Genomic DNA, 20,874 nt, shown 5'->3' with positions numbered 1-20,874 from the left:
TAAGGATAATAATGACTGATAATACCTCAGCACCGCAGTATGACTTGCGGGGCCTGAAGCTGATTGGCTGGCGTGATATGCAGCATGCGCTGGACTATCTCTGTGCCGGGGACGGGATCAAAACCGGCACGCTGGTGGCCATCAATGCAGAAAAAATGCTTACCCTTGAGGATAACGCCCAGGTGCGCGACCTCATCGAGGCGGCCGAATTTAAATATGCGGACGGGATAAGCGTGGTGCGCTCCGTGCGTAAGAAGTACCCGGGGGCGAACATCTCTCGCGTCGCGGGGGCCGATCTCTGGGAAGCGCTGATGGCGCGGGCGGGGGCAGACGGTACGCCAGTCTTCCTCGTCGGCGGCAAACCTGGGGTGCTGGCGCAAACCGAGCAGAAATTGCGTGACCAGTGGCAGGTGAATATCGTCGGCAGCCAGGACGGCTATTTCAGCCCTGACGAGCAGCAGGCGCTATTTGCCCGTATTCGAGACAGCGGGGCGAAGATCATCTCCGTCGCGATGGGTTCACCGCGCCAGGAGATCCTGATGCGCGACTGCCGTCAGGTCTATCCGGATGCGCTCTATATGGGCGTGGGCGGCACTTACGATGTCTTTACCGGCCACGTAAAGCGCGCGCCAAAAGTGTGGCAGAACCTGGGGCTGGAGTGGCTCTATCGCCTGTTATCCCAGCCGAGCCGGATCACCCGCCAGCTCCGTCTGCTGCGTTATCTCGGCTGGCACTACTCCGGACGCCTGTAATATCTGAATCGCAGCGCGATATACTGCTCGCGCTGCAATACGCCCGTAAATCTGCTGCTTTTCTCAACAATACATTCATTTTTTTAACGCATCGTTTGCCATTTCACAAAATTTAAGAAACCATTCCCCTCCGTCACTACCGTACCAGGCTGTTTTTGCATCAACCGTAAACATAAACGGTCCATTACGCACAGCCTGTGATAGCGCATCTGTACCTATAACAATAACCGGCGCAGGCCGGGAGAGTCGCAAGCACAACCGAGGATTTATGTCAGAGAAAAAACCGGAGCTTCAGCGTGGGCTGGAAGCTCGTCATATCGAACTTATCGCCCTTGGCGGGACGATTGGCGTGGGCCTGTTTATGGGCTCCGCCAGCACCCTGAAATGGGCCGGGCCGTCGGTCCTGCTGGCGTATATCATCGCCGGGCTGTTCGTCTTCTTTATCATGCGTTCCATGGGGGAGATGCTGTTCCTCGAGCCGGTCGCCGGTTCGTTCGCCGTTTATGCGCATCGCTACATAAGCCCGTTTTTTGGCTATCTCACGGCGTGGTCGTACTGGTTTATGTGGATGGCGGTGGGCATATCGGAGATCACCGCCATTGGGGTCTACGTGCAGTTCTGGTTCCCGGAGATGGCACAGTGGATACCTGCGCTTATCGCCGTGGGGCTGGTGGCGCTGGCGAACCTCGCCGCCGTGCGTCTGTACGGTGAGATCGAATTCTGGTTTGCGATGATTAAAGTAACCACCATTATCGTGATGATTGTCATCGGCGTGGGGGTGATCTTCTTCGGCCTGGGTAACGGGGGCCAGGCGATTGGCTTTGGCAACCTGACGGAACACGGCGGCTTCTTTGCTGGCGGCTGGAAGGGCTTCCTGACGGCGCTCTGCATTGTGGTGGCGTCCTATCAGGGGGTTGAGCTTATCGGGATCACTGCCGGGGAGGCGAAAAACCCGCAGGTGACCCTGCGCAGCGCGGTCGGCAAGGTGCTGTGGCGTATCCTCATCTTCTATGTCGGCGCGATTTTTGTCATCGTCACTATCTTCCCGTGGAATGAGATTGGCAGTAACGGCAGCCCGTTCGTGCTCACCTTTGCCAAAATCGGCATTACCGCAGCGGCGGCGATTATCAACTTTGTGGTGCTGACGGCGGCGCTCTCCGGCTGTAACAGCGGCATGTACAGTTGCGGGCGTATGCTCTACGCGCTGGCGAACAACCGTCAGCTGCCGGCGGCGGTGGGGAAAGTCTCCGGCGCCGGAGTGCCGGTGGTGGGCGTTGCCATCTCGATTATTATTCTGCTGGTGGGGTCATGCCTGAACTACATCATCCCGAACCCGCAGCGTGTCTTCGTTTATGTCTACAGCGCCAGCGTTCTGCCAGGTATGGTGCCGTGGTTTGTGATCCTGATTAGCCAGCTGCGTTTTCGTCAGGCGCATAAAAACGCGATTGCCAGCCATCCGTTCCGCTCCATTCTCTTCCCATGGGCTAACTATTTAACGATGGCGTTCCTGATCTGCGTGCTGATCGGCATGTACTTCAACGAAGACACCCGCATGTCGCTGTATGTCGGGGCGATATTCCTGGCGGCCGTTAGCGCGGGATACAGGCTTTTTGGCCTGGGGCGACACGTGGAAAGGGTCAAAACGCAGTAATATGCGGCAAAGTGCGCAAAGTCTAAGCAAACGCGCATTTATTTTAAAAAAGCACTAGACAGCAGACCGAGACCTCCGTAATATCCAGCCCCGCAACGGCGCTAAGCGCCCGTAGCTCAGCTGGATAGAGCGCTGCCCTCCGGAGGCAGAGGTCTCAGGTTCGAATCCTGTCGGGCGCACCATTCACCCGGTGCTGGAGCTGCGGTGGTCTGTTAAGTAGGCAGAACCGCGTGAAAGAGTAAAGAATCAAGTAGTGGTGGCTATAGCTCAGTTGGTAGAGCCCTGGATTGTGATTCCAGTTGTCGTGGGTTCGAATCCCATTAGCCACCCCATTATTTAAAGAGTTGTGAATTGCGAAGGTGGCGGAATTGGTAGACGCGCTAGCTTCAGGTGTTAGTGTCCTTAGGATGTGGGGGTTCGAGTCCCCCCCCTCGCACCACGACTTTTAATGAATTGAACTAAAAATTCAAAAAAGCAGTATATCGGCGAGTAGCGCAGCTTGGTAGCGCAACTGGTTTGGGACCAGTGGGTCGGAGGTTCGAATCCTCTCTCGCCGACCAATTTTGAACCCCGCTTCGGCGGGGTTTTTTGTTTTCTGCTTTTCCTGCCCCTGTTGTTTATTGCCGACAGCGATATCCTGGCCTGTCGTGAATAAGTGACATATAACCTATTGAAATGAATCAATATATCGCTTTATCCGTCAGCCTGTCTCTTCCTGGAGACACTTTGGCCTGATTATTGGCCCATTCTGCCGCCCGTTTCCTGACTGACAGGGATAATTTCCTTTTATCTTAAAAAGTTGAGATACATACAACTTCGTAATGCAACATTGGCACATTGCATGCAATAATATGCGTGTAGATGCTCATTCCACCTCTTATGTTCGCCTTAGTGCCTCATAAACTCCGGAATGACGCAGAGCCATTTACGGTGCTTATCGTCCACTGACAGATGTCGCTTCGGCCTCATCAAACACCCTGGACACAACGTTGAGTGAAGCACCACAAGTTGTCAAACAGACCTGTTTAACGCCTGCTTTTTAGCAGGCGTTTTTTTATGCCTTATCTGCAGTAGCGCGTCAGGATCCCCACCACCATTAGCAGGGCACAGCCCGAAACGCCATACAGCGCCTGTAGCGGCCCCAGCACGTCAGCAACCAGTGCCGTGAGGCCGGTAAAGAGCGATGCGCTGGCGGTTTGCCATCGCCAGGCCCTGCCGCTGGCCGAGGAGATCAGGTCAGCCTGAAAGCTGCTTAACAGGCTAAAAGTGCCCACCGCAAAAACGACGTTCGAAGCGAGATGGGCGACAAAAACGACCCCCAGCGCTTGCATCCCCGATAGCAGCGGGATCGTCCCGTAGGCGAGTAAAAAGAGGCCGAGGCAGGTTAGCAGGAGGCGGTTTTGCCCGGCGTAGCGGGGCAGGCTCTCTCTTTTCAGCAGCAGCGGGCCGCACAGCTGTCCCATGCTGCGGGCAAAAAGCAGAGGCAGGGCCAGCCCGGCAGCATCATTCGGCTCGATCTGCTGCGCCAGTGCAGGCAGCAGCGCCATAGCGGGTGAACCCACGGCGGCGAGGGCAGGAAGCAGCAACAGGCTGCGTTTTTGCTGCGCTCCCAGTGCCTGCCAGCGCATCGCCACCGGTTTTTCGGTTTCTGCTGCCTGCTCAGGCGCCAGAGAAGGCAACGCGCTGCCAGTGAGGCGCAGCATCAGCAAGGAGCCCGCAAAGGTGAGCGCGTCGATCCCCAGCAGTGCCAGCGCGGGCAGGTGATGAAACAGCACCATACCCAGCCCGGTGCCCAGTAGCACCTGCGAAGCAAAAATCATCGTCTCCAGGCAGGTCGCCGCAGGCAGCTCGGCTTCGGACAATCCTCGCCGAAACAGCAGGGCCAGCGCGGGCCAGCTCATGCCCGTCAGAAAGGCCTCGGTGGACTGCACCGCCAGCAGCGCTACCATACTGTGAAACTGAATGCCCAGCAGGGGAAACAGCAGGGCGAGCAGACCCATCCACTCTGTCAGGAGCAGCAGGCCGATGGGTGAAAAACGCATACAGAACTTCTCCCCGACGAGGCTGCCCAGAAATCCCGGTAGCAGGGCAAACAGATATGCCAGGGTCAGTAAAGAGGCGGGAGCCTGCCACTCCAGCAGCAGACCAAAGACCATCACCTGGGTTAAGCCATTTCCCACAGAGGTAAACAGAAAAGCGCAGGCCAGCAGGCGCAGCCAGCGATGACAGCGCAGCGCGTGAAAAAGCGCATACAAAAGCGTGTTCATGAAACGATCCTTTCAAAAACGATTTAATCCACGCCGTAAAAGGCGTGTACAGAAAAAATGTTCAATGAAAGGAGATCGTTACATTGGCGGAGTGGGTCTCTGAAGAAGATGCTAAGAATGTAGCAAATAAAAAAGGAGGCCGTCAGGCCTCCTGTGCAATTATTGCTGCGGGGGATTGTTCTGTAATGTCAGCAGCAGACCGTCGCGGCGCATTTCGGCAGCCTCTTCCGGCAGATGCAGTTTATCCAGCGTATCCGCCAGCCAGGCATAATCGAACGCATCCGGGCGCTGTTTTAACGCGGCGCGGAAGGCGAGGCTGGCCTCTTTCCATTCGCCATGTCTGGCCAGTGACTGACCCAGAGTGCTCCACAGCAGAGGGCGATCGCCCACGGTTTTGATCTGCTGGCGCAGCATTTTCTCGATCTGCTCCGGATTATTGGTTTTCAGACGTGGGATCACCATCACCAGACGATCGTCGTACTGGCGTTTCAGGCCATCAAGGATGATGCTCTGGGCGGTATCGTGATCGTCACACTCAATCAGGTGTTCCGCCATCGCCACCTGCAGGGGCACCTGCTGGCGCGTTTTGCGGCTCTGATTTTTCCACCAGGCCTTCAGGCCATCGCTACCCTGATCGGCTCGCGCCTGGTCCATCAGCCCGATCCATGCCTGACGTTGCAGGCTGTCGCGCTGCTCTTCATCGCCGACGTCGGCTTTCGCCATCGACGGGATGATGTCCAGCAGCGAGCCCCACGCGCCGGTGCGGATATAGGCCTGCTCAGCCAGACGCAGCACCTCTGGATGACGCGGCGCGATCTCCAGCAGGCGATCGACGCCGTGACGGGCGGCATGGTTTTCGTTACGCGCCAGCTGCAGGCGAACACGGGTGATCTCAACCGGGATCGGATCGTTTTCAGCCAGCTCGGCGGCACGCTCCAGATGCTGATTGGCGCGTGCTTCGTCGCCGCGCTGCTGTGCGGCTTCCGCCGCCAGCAGATAGTTGACCACCGGCTGTTCAGCATGATCGGCATTCTTCGACATCAGCTTCTCAACCTGCTGATAGTCCCCTTCAGCCAGTTTCAGCAGGGCCTGTTCGGTCTGCTTACGGGCACGGCGGCGCTTGCGGCCGACAAACCAGCTGCGGGTATGGGCCCCGGTACGGAAGATGCGACGCAGGATCCACTCGATCGCCAGAAATGCCACCATCACCAGGATCAAAATGATCACCAGCCCGGTGACGCTGGTTTCGATATTGTAGTTATCGGTCTGGATCAGCACGTAGCCCTGATGACCCGCCAGCATAGGACCCAGCACGATCCCGGCGAGCAGCAGTGCGAAGAGTAATAAAACTTTTAACATAATTACTCTCCTTGCGGTGCGCTGTCAGGGGCGGGAGCTGGAGCTGGGGCAGGAGACTGCTCCGCCGCTTCGCCCGGCTGTGCCAGCAGGTTACGCACGCGCGTCTGCATCAGCTTCTCCAGAATCGGCTGGCTCTCCAGCTTATCCGGAACGTTCATGGTGATGTTCTGTTGGCTCAGCTTGTCCACCTCTTCGAGGAAAGCGGTAGTGGTGGCATCGTCGGTATCGTAGTAAGCGCGTACCCAGGTGGAGACATTATCCAGCGCCTGCTTGTAGGTCTCTTCCTGATGGCGAGGCACAGCCTGCGCGGCCACCAGCAGACGTGAACGCAGGTTCTCGCGCAGATAGACGTCCTGATTCGGCGCGAGCAGCGGCACGGCGGTCTCATCGCGGCGGCGAACGGTGATAAAGCTGTCCATAAAGTTCTGCCAGCTTTTTTGCAGGTTGATGCGCCACTCGCTCAATGAGCTGGAGAGTTCGCTGCTGTCGGAATCCATCGGGGAGTCGTCGTCGTTATTATCTGCCAGACGCAGGTTATCGATCTGGTTCGACAGCTGATTCACTTTCAGGATGATGCCGTCATAATCCACCTGCGATACGGTCGACAGGCTGGCGATATCCGCAGTGAGTGCCCGGCGGGCAGTGATCAGGCTTGGGTCGTTCATGTCGCCCAGGCTGGCATCGGCGCTTTTCAGCAGCGCGGCAGCGGTGGTGACATCCTGATCGCTCCACAGCTTGCGCCCGGCCAGTTTGACCAGGAAATCAGCCTGCGCCAGCAGCCAGGTTTTGGCATCGGTACCGGAAATAGCCGCCACTTTTTGCTGCATTTCATCCAGCTGTTTGGTCAGCTCGTCCTGCTTACGGGTGGCAGCGGCCAGCTGATCGGCCTGCTGTTTGATCACCCCATCCAGCTCGGCTTTTTGCGACTGCTGCGCCTGTTGCAGGGCGGTGATTTGCGTCACCAGTTCGTCGTTCGTGGCAACCTGATTGGTCGCTTGTTTTTTCACCAGTCCATACAGACCGACGCCAGCGGCCAGCGCAATGGCGATGGCAATTGCGCTTAACGCCAGACTGGTTTTATTGCTGCCATGCTTTTTCTCTGTCGTTTCTGGCTGTGGCGTGGTGTCCACAGTCTCCCTGGTCTCTTCAACCACGGCGGAGGATTTTTCTTGTTCCGTCATTATGGCTTCCCATTATGAGAGTTATTGTAATGCGCGCAGCAGCGCATCGTTGTCGGCGTTATCAGCGATCCGAATATCTTGCCAGCCCAGTTCCCGGGCGAGGTTCGCCAGACGCTCACTGACGACCAGAAGCCGACAGCGGAGTAACCAGTTTTCACGATACCATTGTGGGATCAGCGACCAGAGGTGTTGCAACATTTCGCCGCTGGTCACCACAAGGGTAGTGACGCCGCGCGACTGCCAGCGCATCGCCTCTTCTGCACCGTCATAGTATTTATTACAACGTTGATAACATTCGCAAAATGTCACTTCTGCTCCGCGCTCGCGCAGCGTGTCGCCCAGCAGTTCCCGCCCACCGTTGCCGCGCAAAATCAGAATGCGCTTTCCCACAACGGTTTGTAATTCAGGTAATTGTAGCAACACTTCACTGGTTTCCCGATCCAGCGGATAGCGAATCTCTTTGCCACTTTCGGTATGCAGCGTCAGGGCGGTGGTTCTGCCGATAGCGAAATAGCGTGGCGCATCCGGCCAGCGATGGCCCTCCTGCTGCAGCCGGGCGTGGGCAAATGCCACGGCATGTTGCGACAGGGCAAACAGCATGTCATCGGCCCGCAGCGCGGCAAGATGGCCCGCGAGCAGGGGAAGTTCCCGGCCCGGGGAAAACTCAATCAGCGGAAAGCTCCACGCCACCTGCCCCAGTGCGCGCAGACGGCTCACTAACTGATCTCCTGCGGGAGAAGGGCGGGTGACGAGAATACTCATGCCGGGGGTTCTCCATTATAGACATCCGCGAGAATTTCACGGGCGCCGTTATCCAGTAGCTCTTCCGCCAGCGAAATACCCAGCTGTTCGGCGTCCTGCGGTTTGCCGCGACGTTCGCCGCGTACCATCTGCGAACCGTCCGGCGCGCCAACCAGCGCGCGCAGCCACAGTTCGCCATCTGTTAATTCAGCATAGCTGCCAATCGGCACCTGACATCCCCCTTCCAGGCGGGTATTCATGGCGCGCTCCGCCTGCACGCGGATTGCGGTCTCGTCGTGATTGAGCGGCGCCAGCAGCGCATGGGTACGGGTATCGTCGAGCCGGCACTCAATGCCCACCGCGCCCTGGCCCACGGCCGGTAGCGACTGTTCCGGGGAGAGCGCCGCCTTGATACGCGACTCCAGGCCCAGGCGTTTCAGGCCAGCTACCGCCAGAATTATGGCGTCATATTCACCGTTATCCAGCTTGCTCAGGCGGGTGCCGACGTTACCGCGCAGGGAGCGGATGATGAGATCCGGGCGATACTCGGCCAGCTGGCACTGGCGGCGTAAACTTGACGTGCCAACGATGCTCCCTTGTGGCAGAGCATCCAGGGAGTCGTAGTGATTCGAGACAAAGGCATCGCGTGGATCTTCCCGCTCGCAAATGGTGACCAAACCCAGCCCTTCAGGGAAATCAACCGGGACGTCCTTCATGGAGTGAACCGCAATATCGGCGCGACCTTCAAGCAGTGCCAGCTCAAGCTCTTTTACGAACAGGCCTTTCCCGCCCACTTTCGCCAGCGGTGTATCAAGGATGACATCGCCGCGCGTCACCATCGGCACCAGCTCTACACGCAAACCTGCATGGCAGGCCTCAAGGCGCTGCTTAACATAATGTGCCTGCCAGAGCGCAAGGGGGCTTTGGCGTGTGGCAATTCTTAAAACATTGTCTAACATGCTTGTTACCGTCTTAATCGTCTGCTGACCATCCTAACATTGTTGTCTCAGGACTGTCAGGTTTACGGACGTAGAAGGGGTTCAGGACAGGGCAGCGATTCAGGTTGCCTGCTGCCGTATTCAGGAATTTACACGTTCAGAACGGTGCTACACTTGTATGTAGCGCATCTTTCTTTACGGTCAAACGGCAAGGTGTTAAATTGATCACGTTTTAGACCATTTTTTCGTCTCCATGACCATAAAGATAAGGGCGAAAAAGGGTGACGGCTACTTTCGAAATACTGTGAACGCGTAATCCTCGGTCTTGCTGAAGGTGAGCGCTTTCTGAACATCAGGCGATACGTCTTGTACCTCTATATTGAGACTCTGAAACAGCGACTGGATGCCATCAATCAACTGCGCGTCGATCGCGCGCTTGCTGCAATGGGACCTGCTTTCCAGCAGGTTTACAGTCTGCTGCCGACATTGTTGCATTATCACCATCCGCTGATGCCGGGTTACCTCGATGGTAACGTTCCCAAAGGCATCTGCCTTTTCACGCCTGATGAAACCCAACAGCACTATCTGAAAGAGCTGGAACTCTATCGCGGTATGCCGGCACAGGAGTCGCCAAAAGGCGAACTGCCTATCACCGGCGTCTACACCATGGGCAGCACCTCTTCGGTGGGGCAAAGCTGCTCGTCGGATCTCGATATCTGGGTCTGCCATCAATCCTGGCTTGATAATGAAGAACGTCAACTGCTGCAGCGTAAATGCAGCCTGCTGGAGAGCTGGGCGGCATCGCTCGGCGTGGAAGTCAGCTTCTTCCTGATTGATGAAAACCGTTTCCGCCATAATGAAAGCGGCAGTCTGGGGGGCGAAGACTGCGGCTCGACCCAGCACATCCTGTTGCTGGATGAATTTTACCGTACCGCCGTGCGCCTGGCCGGGAAGCGTATCCTGTGGAGTATGGTGCCGTGCGACGAAGAGGAGCATTACGACGATTACGTCATGAAGCTCTATGCCCAGGGTGTCCTGACGCCAAACGAGTGGCTGGACCTGGGGGGCTTAAGCTCGCTCTCTGCGGAAGAGTACTTTGGCGCCAGCCTGTGGCAGCTCTATAAAAGTATCGATTCCCCGTACAAAGCGGTGCTGAAAACGCTGCTGCTCGAAGCCTATTCCTGGGAATACCCAACCCCGCGCCTGCTGGCGAAAGACATTAAACAGCGTCTGCATGATGGCGAGATCGTCTCTTTCGGTCTTGATGCCTACTGCATGATGCTTGAGCGCGTCACCGAATACCTGAAAGCCATCGACGATCCGACCCGTCTCGATCTGGTCCGTCGATGTTTCTATCTTAAAGTTTGTGAGAAGCTCAGCCGCGAACGCGCCTGCGTCGGCTGGCGTCGTGAAGTGGTCAGTCAGTTAGTTAAAGAGTGGGGATGGGACGAAGAGCGCCTGTCGATGCTGGATAACCGCGCCAACTGGAAGATCGATCAGGTGCGTGAAGCGCACAACGAACTGCTCGATGCGATGATGCAGAGCTACCGTAACCTGATCCGCTTTGCCCGTCGTAACAACCTCAGCGTTTCCGCCAGCCCGCAGGACATCGGGGTGCTGACCCGTAAGCTGTACGCGGCGTTTGAAGCGCTGCCGGGTAAAGTGACGCTGGTGAACCCACAGATTTCGCCGGACCTGTCTGAACCGAACCTGACCTTTATCTATGTTCCACCGGGTCGTGCGAACCGTACCGGCTGGTATCTGTATAACCGTGCGCCGAGCATGGATTCGATCATCAGCCATCAGCCGCTGGAATATAACCGTTACCTGAACAAGCTGGTGGCGTGGGCCTGGTTTAACGGCCTGCTGACGTCACGTACCCGCCTGTTCATTAAGGGCAACGAGATCGTCGATCTGGCTAAACTGCAGGAGATGGTGGCGGATGTGTCGCACCACTTCCCGCTGCGTCTGCCTGCGCCGACGCCGAAAGCGCTCTACAGCCCGTGCGAAATTCGCCATCTGGCGATTATCGTCAACCTGGAATATGACCCGACGGCGGCGTTCCGCAATCAGGTGGTGCATTTCGACTTCCGTAAGCTGGACGTCTTCAGCTTTGGCGAGCAGCAAAACTGCCTGGTGGGCAGCGTCGATCTGCTCTACCGCAACTCGTGGAACGAAGTGCGTACCCTGCACTTCAACGGCGAGCAGGCGATGATCGAAGCGCTGAAAACGATTCTCGGTAAAATGCACCAGGATGCCGCGCCGCCGGACAGCGTCGAGGTGTTCTGTTACAGCCAGCATCTGCGCGGCCTGATCCGTACCCGCGTACAGCAGCTGGTCTCTGAATGTATCGATCTGCGCCTCTCCAGTACCCGTCAGGAAACCGGGCGCTTTAAAGCGCTGCGCGTCTCCGGCCAGACCTGGGGCCTCTTCTTTGAACGTCTGAACGTCTCGGTGCAGAAGCTGGAAAACGCCATTGAGTTTTACGGCGCCATTTCGCACAACAAACTGCACGGTCTGTCGGTACAGGTTGAGACCAACCACGTTAAACTGCCGCAGGTGGTGGACGGCTTCGCCAGTGAAGGGATTATTCAGTTCTTCTTTGAGGAGACGGGGGAGGATGCCGGGTTCAATATCTACATCCTCGACGAAACCAACCGCGCCGAAGTGTATCACCACTGTGAAGGCAGCAAAGAGGAGCTGGTGCGCGACGTCAGCCGCTTCTACTCCTCTTCCCATGACCGCTTCACCTACGGCTCAAGTTTTATCAACTTCAACCTGCCGCAGTTCTATCAGATTGTGAAGGTGGATGGCCGTGCGCAGGTGATCCCGTTCCGCACCCAGGCGATTACCCCGGTCGTCCCTGACAGACAGGACGTCAGTACCCCGCTGTTGCAGCAGTATTTCTCCTGACGGCCATTGCCCGGTGGCGCTACGCTTACCGGGCCTACAAAGGCACGAACCCGTAGGCCGGATAAGCGAAGCGCCATCCGGCAAAACAGCCTTAGCGGAAGCTCACCTCTTCACCCGACTGCTGCGTCGCAGCCTGCTCAAGCAGATCCCAGAAGGTCTCACCGCTGCGATCGCAAATCCACTCGTCGCCTTTCAGGTCGAAGTGGTAGCCGCCCTGTTTGGTGGCGAGCCAGACCTGGTGAAGCGGCTCCTGGCGATTAATAATGATTTTGCTGCCGTTTTCGAAGCTGATGGTCAGCACGCCGCCATTGATTTCACAATCGATGTCGCTGTCGCCATCCCAGTCATCCAGGCGTTCTTCGATGGTTTGCCACAGGTTATCGGCGAGGCGATGGAATTCACTGTCATTCATGGTTCTGTTCCTGTTTTTCGTGATGGCGGCAGTATAACGCTAAATAATTCCGGTTGCAGGTTAGCGGCAAACTCTTGCTTTTGTGCCTTCTCCTGCGATGATAGAAAACAGATTTGAACTTACAGGCAACATGATAATGAAAAACGTTTTTCGAACGCTTGCCGTTCTCCTTACGCTGTTTAGCCTGACCGGATGTGGTCTGAAAGGGCCGCTCTATTTCCCGCCAGCAGATGAAACCGCACCACCGCCGACCAAAAAAGTGGAAAGCCCAGTGCAAACCACGATGCCGGATCGTAACGATCGTGGCGATAACAACGGTCCAAGCCAGGTCAATTACTGACAAGCGCTCCTGTCCGCGCAATGGAGTAAATAATGCAGTTTTCTAAGATGCATGGCCTTGGCAATGACTTTATGGTCGTCGACGCGGTAACGCAGAATGTCTTCTTTTCCCCGGAGCTGATCCGCCGTCTGGCCGATCGGCACCTGGGGGTGGGGTTTGATCAGCTGCTGGTGGTTGAGCCGCCCTACGATCCGGATCTCGATTTTCACTATCGTATCTTTAATGCCGACGGCAGCGAAGTCTCCCAGTGCGGCAACGGCGCGCGCTGTTTTGCCCGTTTTGTCCGTCTGAAGGGGCTCACCAACAAGCGCGATATTCGCGTCAGCACCGCCAACGGACGGATGGTACTGAGCGTGACCGACGACGAGCTGGTGCGGGTGAATATGGGCGAGCCGAACTTCGAACCCTCGCAGGTGCCGTTCCGCGCCAACAAAGCGGAAAAGACCTATATCATGCGCGCGGCGGAACAGACAGTCTTGTGCGGCGTGGTCTCCATGGGGAACCCGCACTGCGTGATTCAGGTTGATGACGTGGCGACGGCGCCCGTCGAAACCCTCGGCCCGGTGCTGGAGAGCCATGAGCGTTTTCCGGAACGCGCCAACATTGGATTTATGCAGGTTCTCACCCGCGAACACATCCGTCTGCGCGTTTTTGAACGTGGCGCAGGCGAGACGCAGGCGTGCGGCAGCGGTGCCTGTGCGGCCGTCGCGGTGGGGATTACGCAGGGTTTACTGGCACCAGAGGTTCGCGTGGATTTACCAGGCGGGCGTCTTGATATCGCCTGGAAAGGCCCGGGCCAGCCGCTCTATATGACCGGCCCGGCGACACAAGTTTATGACGGGTTTATCCATCTATGAAACAACCAGGAGAAGAACTGCAGGAGACGCTGACGGCAATGGACGACCGGGCGGTTGTTGATTACCTGTTGCGCCATCCTGATTTCTTTATTCGCAATGCGCGTGTCGTTGAAGAGATGCGCGTCCCACACCCGATCCGCGGCACGGTCTCGCTGGTTGAGTGGCATATGGCGCGCGCGCGCAACCATATAAACCATCTTGAAAAGAACATCTCCCTGCTGATGGAGCAGGCGAGCAGTAATGAAGGGCTGTTCTATCGCCTCCTGCACCTGCAATCCCGGCTGGCGTCGGCCAGTAGCCTGGACGAATTTCTTCTCCGTTTGCATCGCTGGGCGCGGGATCTGGGGCTGGCGGGTGCCACGATACGCCTCTTCCCGGACCGCTGGCGCATTGGCGCACCCTCACGTTTTACCCATCTGGCCCTGTCGCGTCAGGCGTTTGAGCCGCTGCGCATTCAGCGTATGGGACAAGCGGACCACTATCTTGGACAGCTGAATGGTCCTGAACTCCTGGTGGTGCTGCCAGAGGCCAAAGCCATTGGGTCGGTAGCCATGTCGCTGATGGGGCGCGACGGCGAGCTTGGTGTAATGCTGTTTACCAGCCTCGATCCGCATCATTACCAGCAGGGACAAGGCACACAACTGCTGCAGGAGATTGCGCAGATGCTGCCCGAGCTGCTGGAGCGCTGGATTGAACGCGTATGACGGACGCTCAGCTGGCACCTGCCGTTACCCGTTTTCTGCGCTATCTGGGCGTTGAGCGCCAGCTCAGCCCGATCACCCTGTTGAACTATCAGCGTCAGCTTGATGCCATCATGCAGTTAGCCGATGAAATCGGCCTGACGAGCTGGCAACAATGTGATGCCGCCACGGTGCGCACGTTTGCCGTGCGCAGCCGCCGTAAAGGGTTAGGCCCGGCCAGCCTTGCGCTTCGGCTCTCGGCACTGCGCAGCTTCTTTGACTGGCTGGTCAGCCAGGGCGAACTCAGCGCCAATCCGGCCAAAGGGATCGCCGCCCCGAAAGCGCCGCGCCATCTGCCCAAAAATATCGACGTGGATGACGTTAACCGCCTGCTGGATATCGATCTCAACGATCCGCTGGCGGTGCGTGACCGCGCCATGCTGGAAGTGATGTACGGCGCCGGCCTGCGTCTTTCCGAGCTGGTTAACCTGGATATCAAACATCTCGATCTGGATACCGGGGAAGTGTGGGTGATGGGCAAAGGCAGCAAAGAGCGGCGCTTGCCCATTGGCCGCAATGCCGTGGTGTGGATTGAGCACTGGCTCGATCTGCGCGGCTTGTTTGGTACCGAAGAGGAGGCGCTCTTTCTCTCGAAGCTCGGCAAGCGCATCTCGGCGCGTAACGTGCAAAAACGGTTTGCCGAGTGGGGGATTAAGCAGGGGCTGAACAGCCATGTCCATCCCCATAAACTGCGCCATTCGTTCGCCACCCACATGCTGGAGTCCAGCGGTGACCTGCGTGGCGTCCAGGAGCTGCTGGGCCACGCCAACTTGTCCACCACCCAAATCTATACCCATCTCGATTTTCAACACCTTGCCTCGGTGTACGACGCGGCGCATCCACGCGCCAAACGGGGGAAATAATGCGTTTTTATCGTCCATTAGGCCAAATCTCTGCCCTGACGTTTGACCTTGATGACACCCTTTACGACAACCGTCAGGTGATCCTGCGAACCGAGCAGGAAGCACTGGCCTTTGTACAAAACTATCATCCGGCGTTAAAAGCGCTGGAAAACAAAGAGTTTCACCGTCTTCGCCAGGCGTTACGGCAGACCGAGCCGGAAATCTATCACGATGTGACGGAATGGCGCCGTCGGGCCGTTGAGCTGGCTATGCTCAACGCGGGTCTGACCGCTGCCGAGGCCGCGCTTGGCGCAGAAGCCTCGATGGCGCACTTCGCGACATGGCGCAGCCGTATCGACGTCCCGCAGGAGACGCACGACACGCTGGCTGCGCTTGCCGAAAAGTGGCCGCTGGTGGCTATCACCAACGGCAATGCCCAGCCGGAACTGTTCGGCCTTGGCGACTACTTCCAGTTTGTGCTGCGCGCAGGCCCGCATGGGCGCTCGAAGCCCTTTAACGATATGTACCATCTGGCGGCGGAGAAGCTCGACCTGCCGCTGGGGAATATTCTTCACGTGGGCGATGACCTGACCACCGATGTTGCTGGGGCGATCCGCTGCGGCATGCAGGCCTGCTGGATCAAGCCTGAAAATGCCGATCTGATGACTACGCTGGACAGCCGTCTGCTGCCGCACCTGGAAATTTCACGGTTGGCATCCCTCACCACGCTGATATAATCACCAGTAATATTGTATAAATTACCAGGGTTTTGCGGTCGAAGGCCCGGTAAGCGAAGCGCCAGCGGGCGTTTTGCAGTGTTCCTGATTACTACGTGACGGTGCCAATGGACGTTTCTTACCTGCTCGACAGCCTCAATGACAAACAGCGTGACGCGGTTGCCGCGACGCGCACCAACATGCTGGTACTGGCTGGGGCGGGCAGTGGTAAGACACGCGTGCTGGTGCACCGTATTGCCTGGTTGCAGAGCGTGGAGAACTGTTCGCCATACTCCATTATGGCGGTGACCTTCACCAACAAAGCGGCGGCGGAGATGCGCCACCGTATCGCCCAGCTGATGGGCACCAGCCAGGGCGGCATGTGGGTGGGTACCTTCCACGGGCTGGCGCACCGCCTGCTGCGTGCGCACCACCTGGACGCTAACCTGCCGCAGGACTTTCAGATCCTCGACAGCGAAGACCAGCTGCGTCTCCTGAAGCGCCTGATCAAGGCGATGAACCTCGACGAGAAGCAGTGGCCGCCGCGTCAGGCGATGTGGTACATCAACAGCCAGAAAGACGAAGGGCTGCGTCCGCACCATATCCAGAGCTTTGGTAACCCGATAGAGCAGACCTGGCAGAAGGTCTACCAGGCCTACCAGGAAGCCTGCGATCGCGCAGGACTGGTAGATTTTGCCGAGCTGCTGTTGCGCGCTCATGAACTGTGGCTCAACAAACCGCATATTCTGCAGCACTATCGCGAACGCTTTACCAACATCCTGGTCGATGAATTCCAGGATACCAACAACATTCAGTATGCCTGGATCCGCCTGCTGGCGGGCGACTCCAGCAAAGTGATGATCGTCGGCGACGACGACCAGTCGATCTACGGCTGGCGCGGCGCGCAGGTCGAGAACATCCAGCGCTTCCTGAAGGATTTCCCGGGCGCAGAGACCATTCGCCTGGAACAGAACTACCGCTCCACCAACAACATTCTGAGCGCCGCCAACGCCCTGATTGAAAATAACAACGGGCGCCTGGGCAAAAAGCTCTGGACCGAGGGCATCGACGGCGAGCCGATCTCCCTCTACTGCGCCTTTAACGAGCTGGATGAAGCCCGCTTTGTGGTCAACCGGATCAAAACCTGGCAGGACAACGGCGGGGCGCTGGAGCAATGCGCCATCCTCTATCGCAGTAACGCCCAGTCGCGTGTGCTGGAAGAGGCGCTGCTACAGGCCAGCATGCCCTACCGCATCTACGGCGGCATGCGCTTCTTCGAACGTCAGGAGATCAAAGACGCGCTCTCCTATCTGCGTCTGATCGCCAATCGCAACGACGACGCAGCCTTCGAGCGCGTGGTCAACACGCCAACCCGCGGCATCGGCGATCGCACCCTCGACGTGGTGCGTCAGACCTCCCGGGATCGCCAGCTGACGCTGTGGCAGGCGTGTCGCGAGCTGCTGCAGGAGCGGGCGCTTGCCGGACGCGCAGCCAGCGCGCTCCAGCGCTTCCTGGAGCTTATCGAAGCTCTGGCCCAGGAAACCGCCGACATGCCGTTGCACGTTCAGACCGACCGGGTGATCAAAGACTCCGGCCTGCGCATGATGTATGAGCAGGAGAAAGGCGAGAAGGGCCAGACCCGTATCGAGAACTTAGAGGAGCTGGTGACCGCCACGCGTCAGTTCAGCTACAACGAAGAAGACGAAGACCTGATGCCGCTACAGGCGTTCCTGTCCCATGCCGCGCTGGAGGCGGGCGAAGGGCAGGCCGACACCTGGCAGGACGCGGTGCAGCTGATGACCCTCCACTCGGCCAAAGGCCTGGAGTTCCCGCAGGTATTTATCGTCGGCATGGAAGAGGGGATGTTCCCGAGCCAGATGTCGCTGGATGAGGGCGGACGTCTGGAGGAGGAGCGTCGTCTGGCCTATGTGGGCGTGACCCGCGCGATGCAAAAGCTGACCCTGACCTATGCCGAAACCCGCCGTCTGTACGGCAAAGAGGTCTATCACCGCCCGTCACGCTTTGTCGGCGAGCTGCCGGAGGAGTGTGTGGAAGAGGTACGCCTGCGCGCAAGCATCAGCCGCCCGGTGAGCCATCAGCGTCTGGGGACGCCGGTCTCGGAAAGCGACAGCGGCTTTAAGCTGGGCCAGCGCGTTCGCCATGCCAAATTTGGCGAAGGCACCATCGTCAATCTGGAAGGCAGTGGCGAGCACAGCCGTCTGCAGGTGGCGTTCCAGGGGCAGGGCATCAAATGGCTGGTGGCCGCTTACGCCAGGCTGGAAACCGTGTAACTTTCAGAAAAATATCACTATTTTGTAACTATCTGCTAGCCTTATATGTATAAGGCTATTTATTACCCTTCAGCGTTCCGTTGCGAGTTGACGCCGCCGTGACTGCTGGCGTAACATGCGCGCACGATTACGCTAAGAGGACATTCGCCTTGGACACACCCAGTAGATACTGGCTCAATTCCCTGTCATCCAGGAACAACTCCTAAGGCTATCTCCTCACGCTGATGGCCTTAGTGGTTGTCAGCGACACTTCTTCCCGTCGCGCTGAGTCAGGCTGTTTAATGGTCTGAAACCCAAATTGTTTCTGTGTGCCCACCGAACTGTCCGATATTTTTTGCATTGGGAGTCCCGGTCATGCTGAGCGCATTTCAACTGGAAAAAAACCGACTGATTCGGCTTGAAGCTGAAGAGTCACAACCCCTCATTGATGCCGTTTGGGTGGATCTGGTCGAACCGGATGACGACGAACGCCTGCGTGTACAATCTGAGCTCGGACAAAGCCTGGCCACCCGCCCGGAACTGGAAGACATCGAAGCATCGGCCCGTTTCTTCGAAGACGAAGATGGCCTGCATATTCACTCCTTTTTCTTCTTTGAAGATGCCGAAGATCACGCCGGTAACTCCACCGTCGCATTCACCATCCGCGATGGCCGCCTGTTTACCCTGCGCGAGCGTGAACTGCCTGCGTTCCGCCTCTACCGTATGCGCGCCCGTAACCAGGCGATGGTGGACGGCAACGCCTACGAGCTGCTGCTTGACCTGTTTGAAACCAAAATCGAACAGCTGGCGGATGAGATTGAGAACATCTACAGCGATCTGGAAGAGCTGAGCCGGGTGATCATGGAAGGGCATCAGGGCGATGAGTACGATGAAGCGCTGTCAACGCTGGCAGAGCTGGAAGATATCGGCTGGAAAGTCCGTCTGTGTCTGATGGATACCCAGCGCGCGCTGAACTTCCTGGTGCGCAAGGCACGTCTGCCGGGTGGGCAGCTGGAGCAGGCGCGTGAGATCCTCCGCGATATCGAATCCCTGCTGCCGCACAACGAATCCCTGTTCCAGAAGGTGAACTTCCTGATGCAGGCGGCGATGGGCTTTATCAACATCGAGCAGAACCGCATCATCAAGATCTTCTCGGTGGTTTCGGTGGTCTTCCTGCCGCCTACCTTAGTGGCGTCCAGCTACGGGATGAACTTCGAGTTTATGCCGGAGCTGAAGTGGAGCTTTGGCTACCCGGGGGCGATTGTCTTTATGGTGCTTGCCGGGCTGGCGCCGTATCTCTACTTCAAGCGCCGTAACTGGTTGTGAGTGTTGCGCCCGGTGGCGCTACGCTTACCGGGCCTGGAAAAGCACGAACCCGTAGGCCGGATAAGCGAAGCGCCATCCGGCAAAAAAACACTACAGCCCTCTGCGCGTCCTGCGCTGGGTATAAATCGCATCCGCCACAAACACCGCCAGCGCCACCCAGATAAACGCGAAAGTCACCATCTTATCTGCCCCCGGCACTTCGCCGTAGAACAGCACCGCCAGCAGGAACATCAGCGTCGGGCCGATATACTGGAAGAAGCCCAGCGTTGACAGGCGCAAGCGCGTTGCCGCACCGGTAAAGCAGAGCAGCGGGATGGTCGTGACCACACCGGCGGCCATCAGCATCACGTTCAGCGTCCACGGGTTGCTGCCCATATGGCTGGTGCTGCTGTCGGCGATAGCAAACAGATAAATGGCGGCCACTGGCAGCAGCCACAGGGTTTCAAACAGCATCCCGGTTTGCGCTTCGACGGCGATTTTTTTACGTACCAGACCATAAAAGGCGAAGCTGAACGCCAGCCCCAGAGCGATGATCGGCAGCGAGCCAAAGGTCCACAGCTGAACCAGCACGCCACAAAAGGCGAGAAGCACCGCCAGCCACTGCATCCGACGGAAGCGCTCGCCGAGGAACAACATCCCCAGCACGATATTCACCAGCGGGTTAATGAAATAGCCGAGGCTCGCCTCCAGCATATGCTGGTTGTTCACCGCCCAGATGAACAGCAACCAGTTGCCGCCAATCAATACGGCGGAGAGCGCCAGCAGGAAAATTTTCTTAGGCGTTTGCAGAAGCGTTTTCACCCCTGACCACTGACGGCTTACGCTCATCAGGGCCACCATAAAGAAAAACGACCAGATCACGCGGTGAGTGAGAATTTCATCGGCAGGAACGTAGTGAATCAGCTTGAAGTAGGCGGGCGCGATACCCCAGATAAAATAAGCGGCAAGCGCGAGTAAAACGCCCTGCCGCGTCTGTTTAGCATCCATCAGGAAAATCCGTTACAAATATGTCACGCAATTTTACCTGATTTTACCCTCTCAACCCACCATATAAGTGGCAGTTGCGCTGGCGATATAGAGCTGCTCTTCGTTATGCAGTTCCACGCGGGCGACGGCGACTTTATTGCCTGCACGCAGCAGGCTGCTGCTGGCGGTGAAGCGATTGCCGCGACCCGGACGCAGATAATCGACGCGCAGGTCGATGGTTCCCATTCGCGACAGGCGCTGGCGCAGCTCATCTTCGTTAATGGTGTCGTGGCGGGTCAGGGTGCTGCCAACGCAGACCAGACCGGCTGCAACGTCGAGGGCGGAGGCAATAACGCCGCCATGCAGAATGCTTTGAGCCCAGTTACCGACCATCATTGGCTGATTGTTAAAGCTCAGTTGGGCGAAATCTTTTTCGTAGCGCTCAAGCTCCAGCCCCAGAGCACGGTTGAACGGCATGTGGTAGACGAAAATCTCGCCGACAAGCTTCAGCGCTTCTTCGGCAGTAAGCGTGGCAGACATAACACGTCACATCCTTATTGTTAAAAGAATGTTGATTTTATGCCCCATCAAATTGAATTGCCA

19 protein-coding genes and 4 tRNA genes are annotated in these 20,874 nt (G+C 57.5%); 15 read left to right on the top strand and 8 right to left on the bottom strand.

The window, feature by feature from the left end; all coding sequences use genetic code 11:
• Nucleotides 1–11 precede the first annotated feature (11 nt).
• The 6 genes from wecG (at nucleotide 12) to ACOKCT_RS20905 (ending at nucleotide 2,963) form a co-directional block, all read left to right on the top strand.
• Complete coding sequence (wecG, locus tag ACOKCT_RS20930) at nucleotides 12–752, top strand: lipopolysaccharide N-acetylmannosaminouronosyltransferase (protein ID WP_159340422.1); 741 nt, start codon at nucleotides 12–14, stop codon at nucleotides 750–752.
• A 268-nt stretch (nucleotides 753–1,020) separates the two neighbouring features.
• Entirely contained in the window at nucleotides 1,021–2,403 is a 1,383-nt protein-coding gene (gene thrP / locus ACOKCT_RS20925; protein ID WP_103177455.1) for a bifunctional threonine/serine APC transporter ThrP, read from the top strand.
• Between the two features lie 105 nt (nucleotides 2,404–2,508).
• Nucleotides 2,509–2,585: transfer RNA gene (locus ACOKCT_RS20920), tRNA-Arg, on the top strand.
• Between the two features lie 74 nt (nucleotides 2,586–2,659).
• Nucleotides 2,660–2,735, top strand: a tRNA-His gene (locus ACOKCT_RS20915).
• Between the two features lie 21 nt (nucleotides 2,736–2,756).
• A tRNA-Leu gene (locus ACOKCT_RS20910) sits at nucleotides 2,757–2,842 on the top strand.
• Nucleotides 2,843–2,886: 44 nt separating this feature from the next.
• Nucleotides 2,887–2,963 (top strand) — tRNA-Pro (locus ACOKCT_RS20905).
• A gap of 501 nt (nucleotides 2,964–3,464) precedes the next feature.
• On the opposite strand, the gene ACOKCT_RS20900 is transcribed toward ACOKCT_RS20905, so the two are convergent.
• From ACOKCT_RS20900 to hemC, 5 genes are all read right to left on the bottom strand, one after another.
• Complete coding sequence (locus tag ACOKCT_RS20900) at nucleotides 3,465–4,670, bottom strand: MFS transporter (RefSeq protein ID WP_420193851.1); 1,206 nt, start codon at nucleotides 4,668–4,670, stop codon at nucleotides 3,465–3,467.
• Nucleotides 4,671–4,829: 159 nt separating this feature from the next.
• Nucleotides 4,830–6,029: a protoheme IX biogenesis protein HemY gene (hemY, locus tag ACOKCT_RS20895; protein ID WP_103825327.1), complete on the bottom strand. Its 1,200-nt coding sequence runs from the start codon at nucleotides 6,027–6,029 to the stop codon at nucleotides 4,830–4,832.
• A 2-nt stretch (nucleotides 6,030–6,031) separates the two neighbouring features.
• The gene (hemX, locus tag ACOKCT_RS20890) at nucleotides 6,032–7,210 is read right to left on the bottom strand and encodes a uroporphyrinogen-III C-methyltransferase (protein WP_114388261.1); all 1,179 of its coding nucleotides are present in this window, start codon (nucleotides 7,208–7,210) and stop codon (nucleotides 6,032–6,034) included.
• A 21-nt stretch (nucleotides 7,211–7,231) separates the two neighbouring features.
• Nucleotides 7,232–7,972 carry a uroporphyrinogen-III synthase gene (gene hemD / locus ACOKCT_RS20885; RefSeq protein ID WP_420193850.1) on the bottom strand — a complete coding sequence of 247 codons (741 nt, stop codon included), beginning with the start codon at nucleotides 7,970–7,972 and terminating at the stop codon, nucleotides 7,232–7,234.
• The gene (gene hemC / locus ACOKCT_RS20880) at nucleotides 7,969–8,910 is read right to left on the bottom strand and encodes a hydroxymethylbilane synthase (RefSeq protein ID WP_103177450.1); all 942 of its coding nucleotides are present in this window, start codon (nucleotides 8,908–8,910) and stop codon (nucleotides 7,969–7,971) included. Before hemC ends, hemD begins: the two co-directional genes overlap by 4 nt.
• A 345-nt stretch (nucleotides 8,911–9,255) precedes the next feature.
• Here hemC and cyaA point away from each other — a divergent pair, with 345 nt between their 5' ends.
• The gene (gene cyaA, locus ACOKCT_RS20875; RefSeq protein WP_325942067.1) at nucleotides 9,256–11,802 is read left to right on the top strand and encodes a class I adenylate cyclase; all 2,547 of its coding nucleotides are present in this window, start codon (nucleotides 9,256–9,258) and stop codon (nucleotides 11,800–11,802) included.
• Nucleotides 11,803–11,893: 91 nt separating this feature from the next.
• Here cyaA and cyaY read toward each other — a convergent pair whose 3' ends face one another.
• Nucleotides 11,894–12,214, bottom strand: a complete 321-nt coding sequence (gene cyaY, locus ACOKCT_RS20870) for an iron donor protein CyaY (RefSeq protein ID WP_103177447.1) — start codon at nucleotides 12,212–12,214, stop codon at nucleotides 11,894–11,896.
• A 136-nt stretch (nucleotides 12,215–12,350) separates the two neighbouring features.
• Between cyaY and lptM the strand changes: the two genes are divergently transcribed.
• The 8 genes from lptM to corA all read left to right on the top strand — a co-directional run bounded on the left by lptM (nucleotide 12,351) and on the right by corA (nucleotide 19,305).
• On the top strand, nucleotides 12,351–12,554 hold the full coding sequence (lptM, locus tag ACOKCT_RS20865; protein WP_103177446.1) for an LPS translocon maturation chaperone LptM: 204 nt from the start codon (nucleotides 12,351–12,353) through the stop codon (nucleotides 12,552–12,554).
• A 32-nt stretch (nucleotides 12,555–12,586) separates the two neighbouring features.
• Nucleotides 12,587–13,411, top strand: coding sequence for a diaminopimelate epimerase (gene dapF, locus ACOKCT_RS20860; RefSeq protein WP_114388254.1), 825 nt, complete (start codon nucleotides 12,587–12,589; stop codon nucleotides 13,409–13,411).
• Nucleotides 13,408–14,115, top strand: a complete 708-nt coding sequence (locus ACOKCT_RS20855) for a DUF484 domain-containing protein (RefSeq protein WP_420193849.1) — start codon at nucleotides 13,408–13,410, stop codon at nucleotides 14,113–14,115. Before dapF ends, ACOKCT_RS20855 begins: the two co-directional genes overlap by 4 nt.
• On the top strand, nucleotides 14,112–15,014 hold the full coding sequence (xerC, locus tag ACOKCT_RS20850) for a tyrosine recombinase XerC (RefSeq protein WP_156655353.1): 903 nt from the start codon (nucleotides 14,112–14,114) through the stop codon (nucleotides 15,012–15,014). Before ACOKCT_RS20855 ends, xerC begins: the two co-directional genes overlap by 4 nt.
• The gene (yigB, locus tag ACOKCT_RS20845) at nucleotides 15,014–15,730 is read left to right on the top strand and encodes a 5-amino-6-(5-phospho-D-ribitylamino)uracil phosphatase YigB (protein ID WP_103177442.1); all 717 of its coding nucleotides are present in this window, start codon (nucleotides 15,014–15,016) and stop codon (nucleotides 15,728–15,730) included. The genes xerC and yigB overlap by 1 nt, the downstream gene beginning before the upstream one ends.
• 107 nt (nucleotides 15,731–15,837) lie before the next feature.
• Nucleotides 15,838–18,000, top strand: a complete 2,163-nt coding sequence (gene uvrD, locus ACOKCT_RS20840) for a DNA helicase II (protein ID WP_103177441.1) — start codon at nucleotides 15,838–15,840, stop codon at nucleotides 17,998–18,000.
• 149 nt (nucleotides 18,001–18,149) lie between these two features.
• Entirely contained in the window at nucleotides 18,150–18,206 is a 57-nt protein-coding gene (gene ysgD / locus ACOKCT_RS20835; protein WP_212743980.1) for a YsgD/CorL family protein, read from the top strand.
• 148 nt (nucleotides 18,207–18,354) lie between these two features.
• Nucleotides 18,355–19,305 (top strand): magnesium/cobalt transporter CorA, encoded by a 951-nt coding sequence (corA, locus tag ACOKCT_RS20830; protein ID WP_039031208.1) that lies wholly within the window; start codon nucleotides 18,355–18,357, stop codon nucleotides 19,303–19,305.
• Between the two features lie 90 nt (nucleotides 19,306–19,395).
• Here the strand turns inward: corA and rarD are convergent, their stop codons facing one another.
• On the bottom strand, nucleotides 19,396–20,292 hold the full coding sequence (gene rarD / locus ACOKCT_RS20825) for an EamA family transporter RarD (protein ID WP_114316424.1): 897 nt from the start codon (nucleotides 20,290–20,292) through the stop codon (nucleotides 19,396–19,398).
• Nucleotides 20,293–20,343: 51 nt separating this feature from the next.
• The gene (gene yigI / locus ACOKCT_RS20820; protein ID WP_103177439.1) at nucleotides 20,344–20,811 is read right to left on the bottom strand and encodes an acyl-CoA thioesterase YigI; all 468 of its coding nucleotides are present in this window, start codon (nucleotides 20,809–20,811) and stop codon (nucleotides 20,344–20,346) included.
• Nucleotides 20,812–20,874 lie beyond the last annotated feature (63 nt).

Source organism: Leclercia sp. M-A074-M (assembly GCF_965195605.1).
Lineage (GTDB): Bacteria > Pseudomonadota > Gammaproteobacteria > Enterobacterales > Enterobacteriaceae > Enterobacter.
This window is presented reverse-complemented; position numbering and strand designations above follow the sequence as displayed.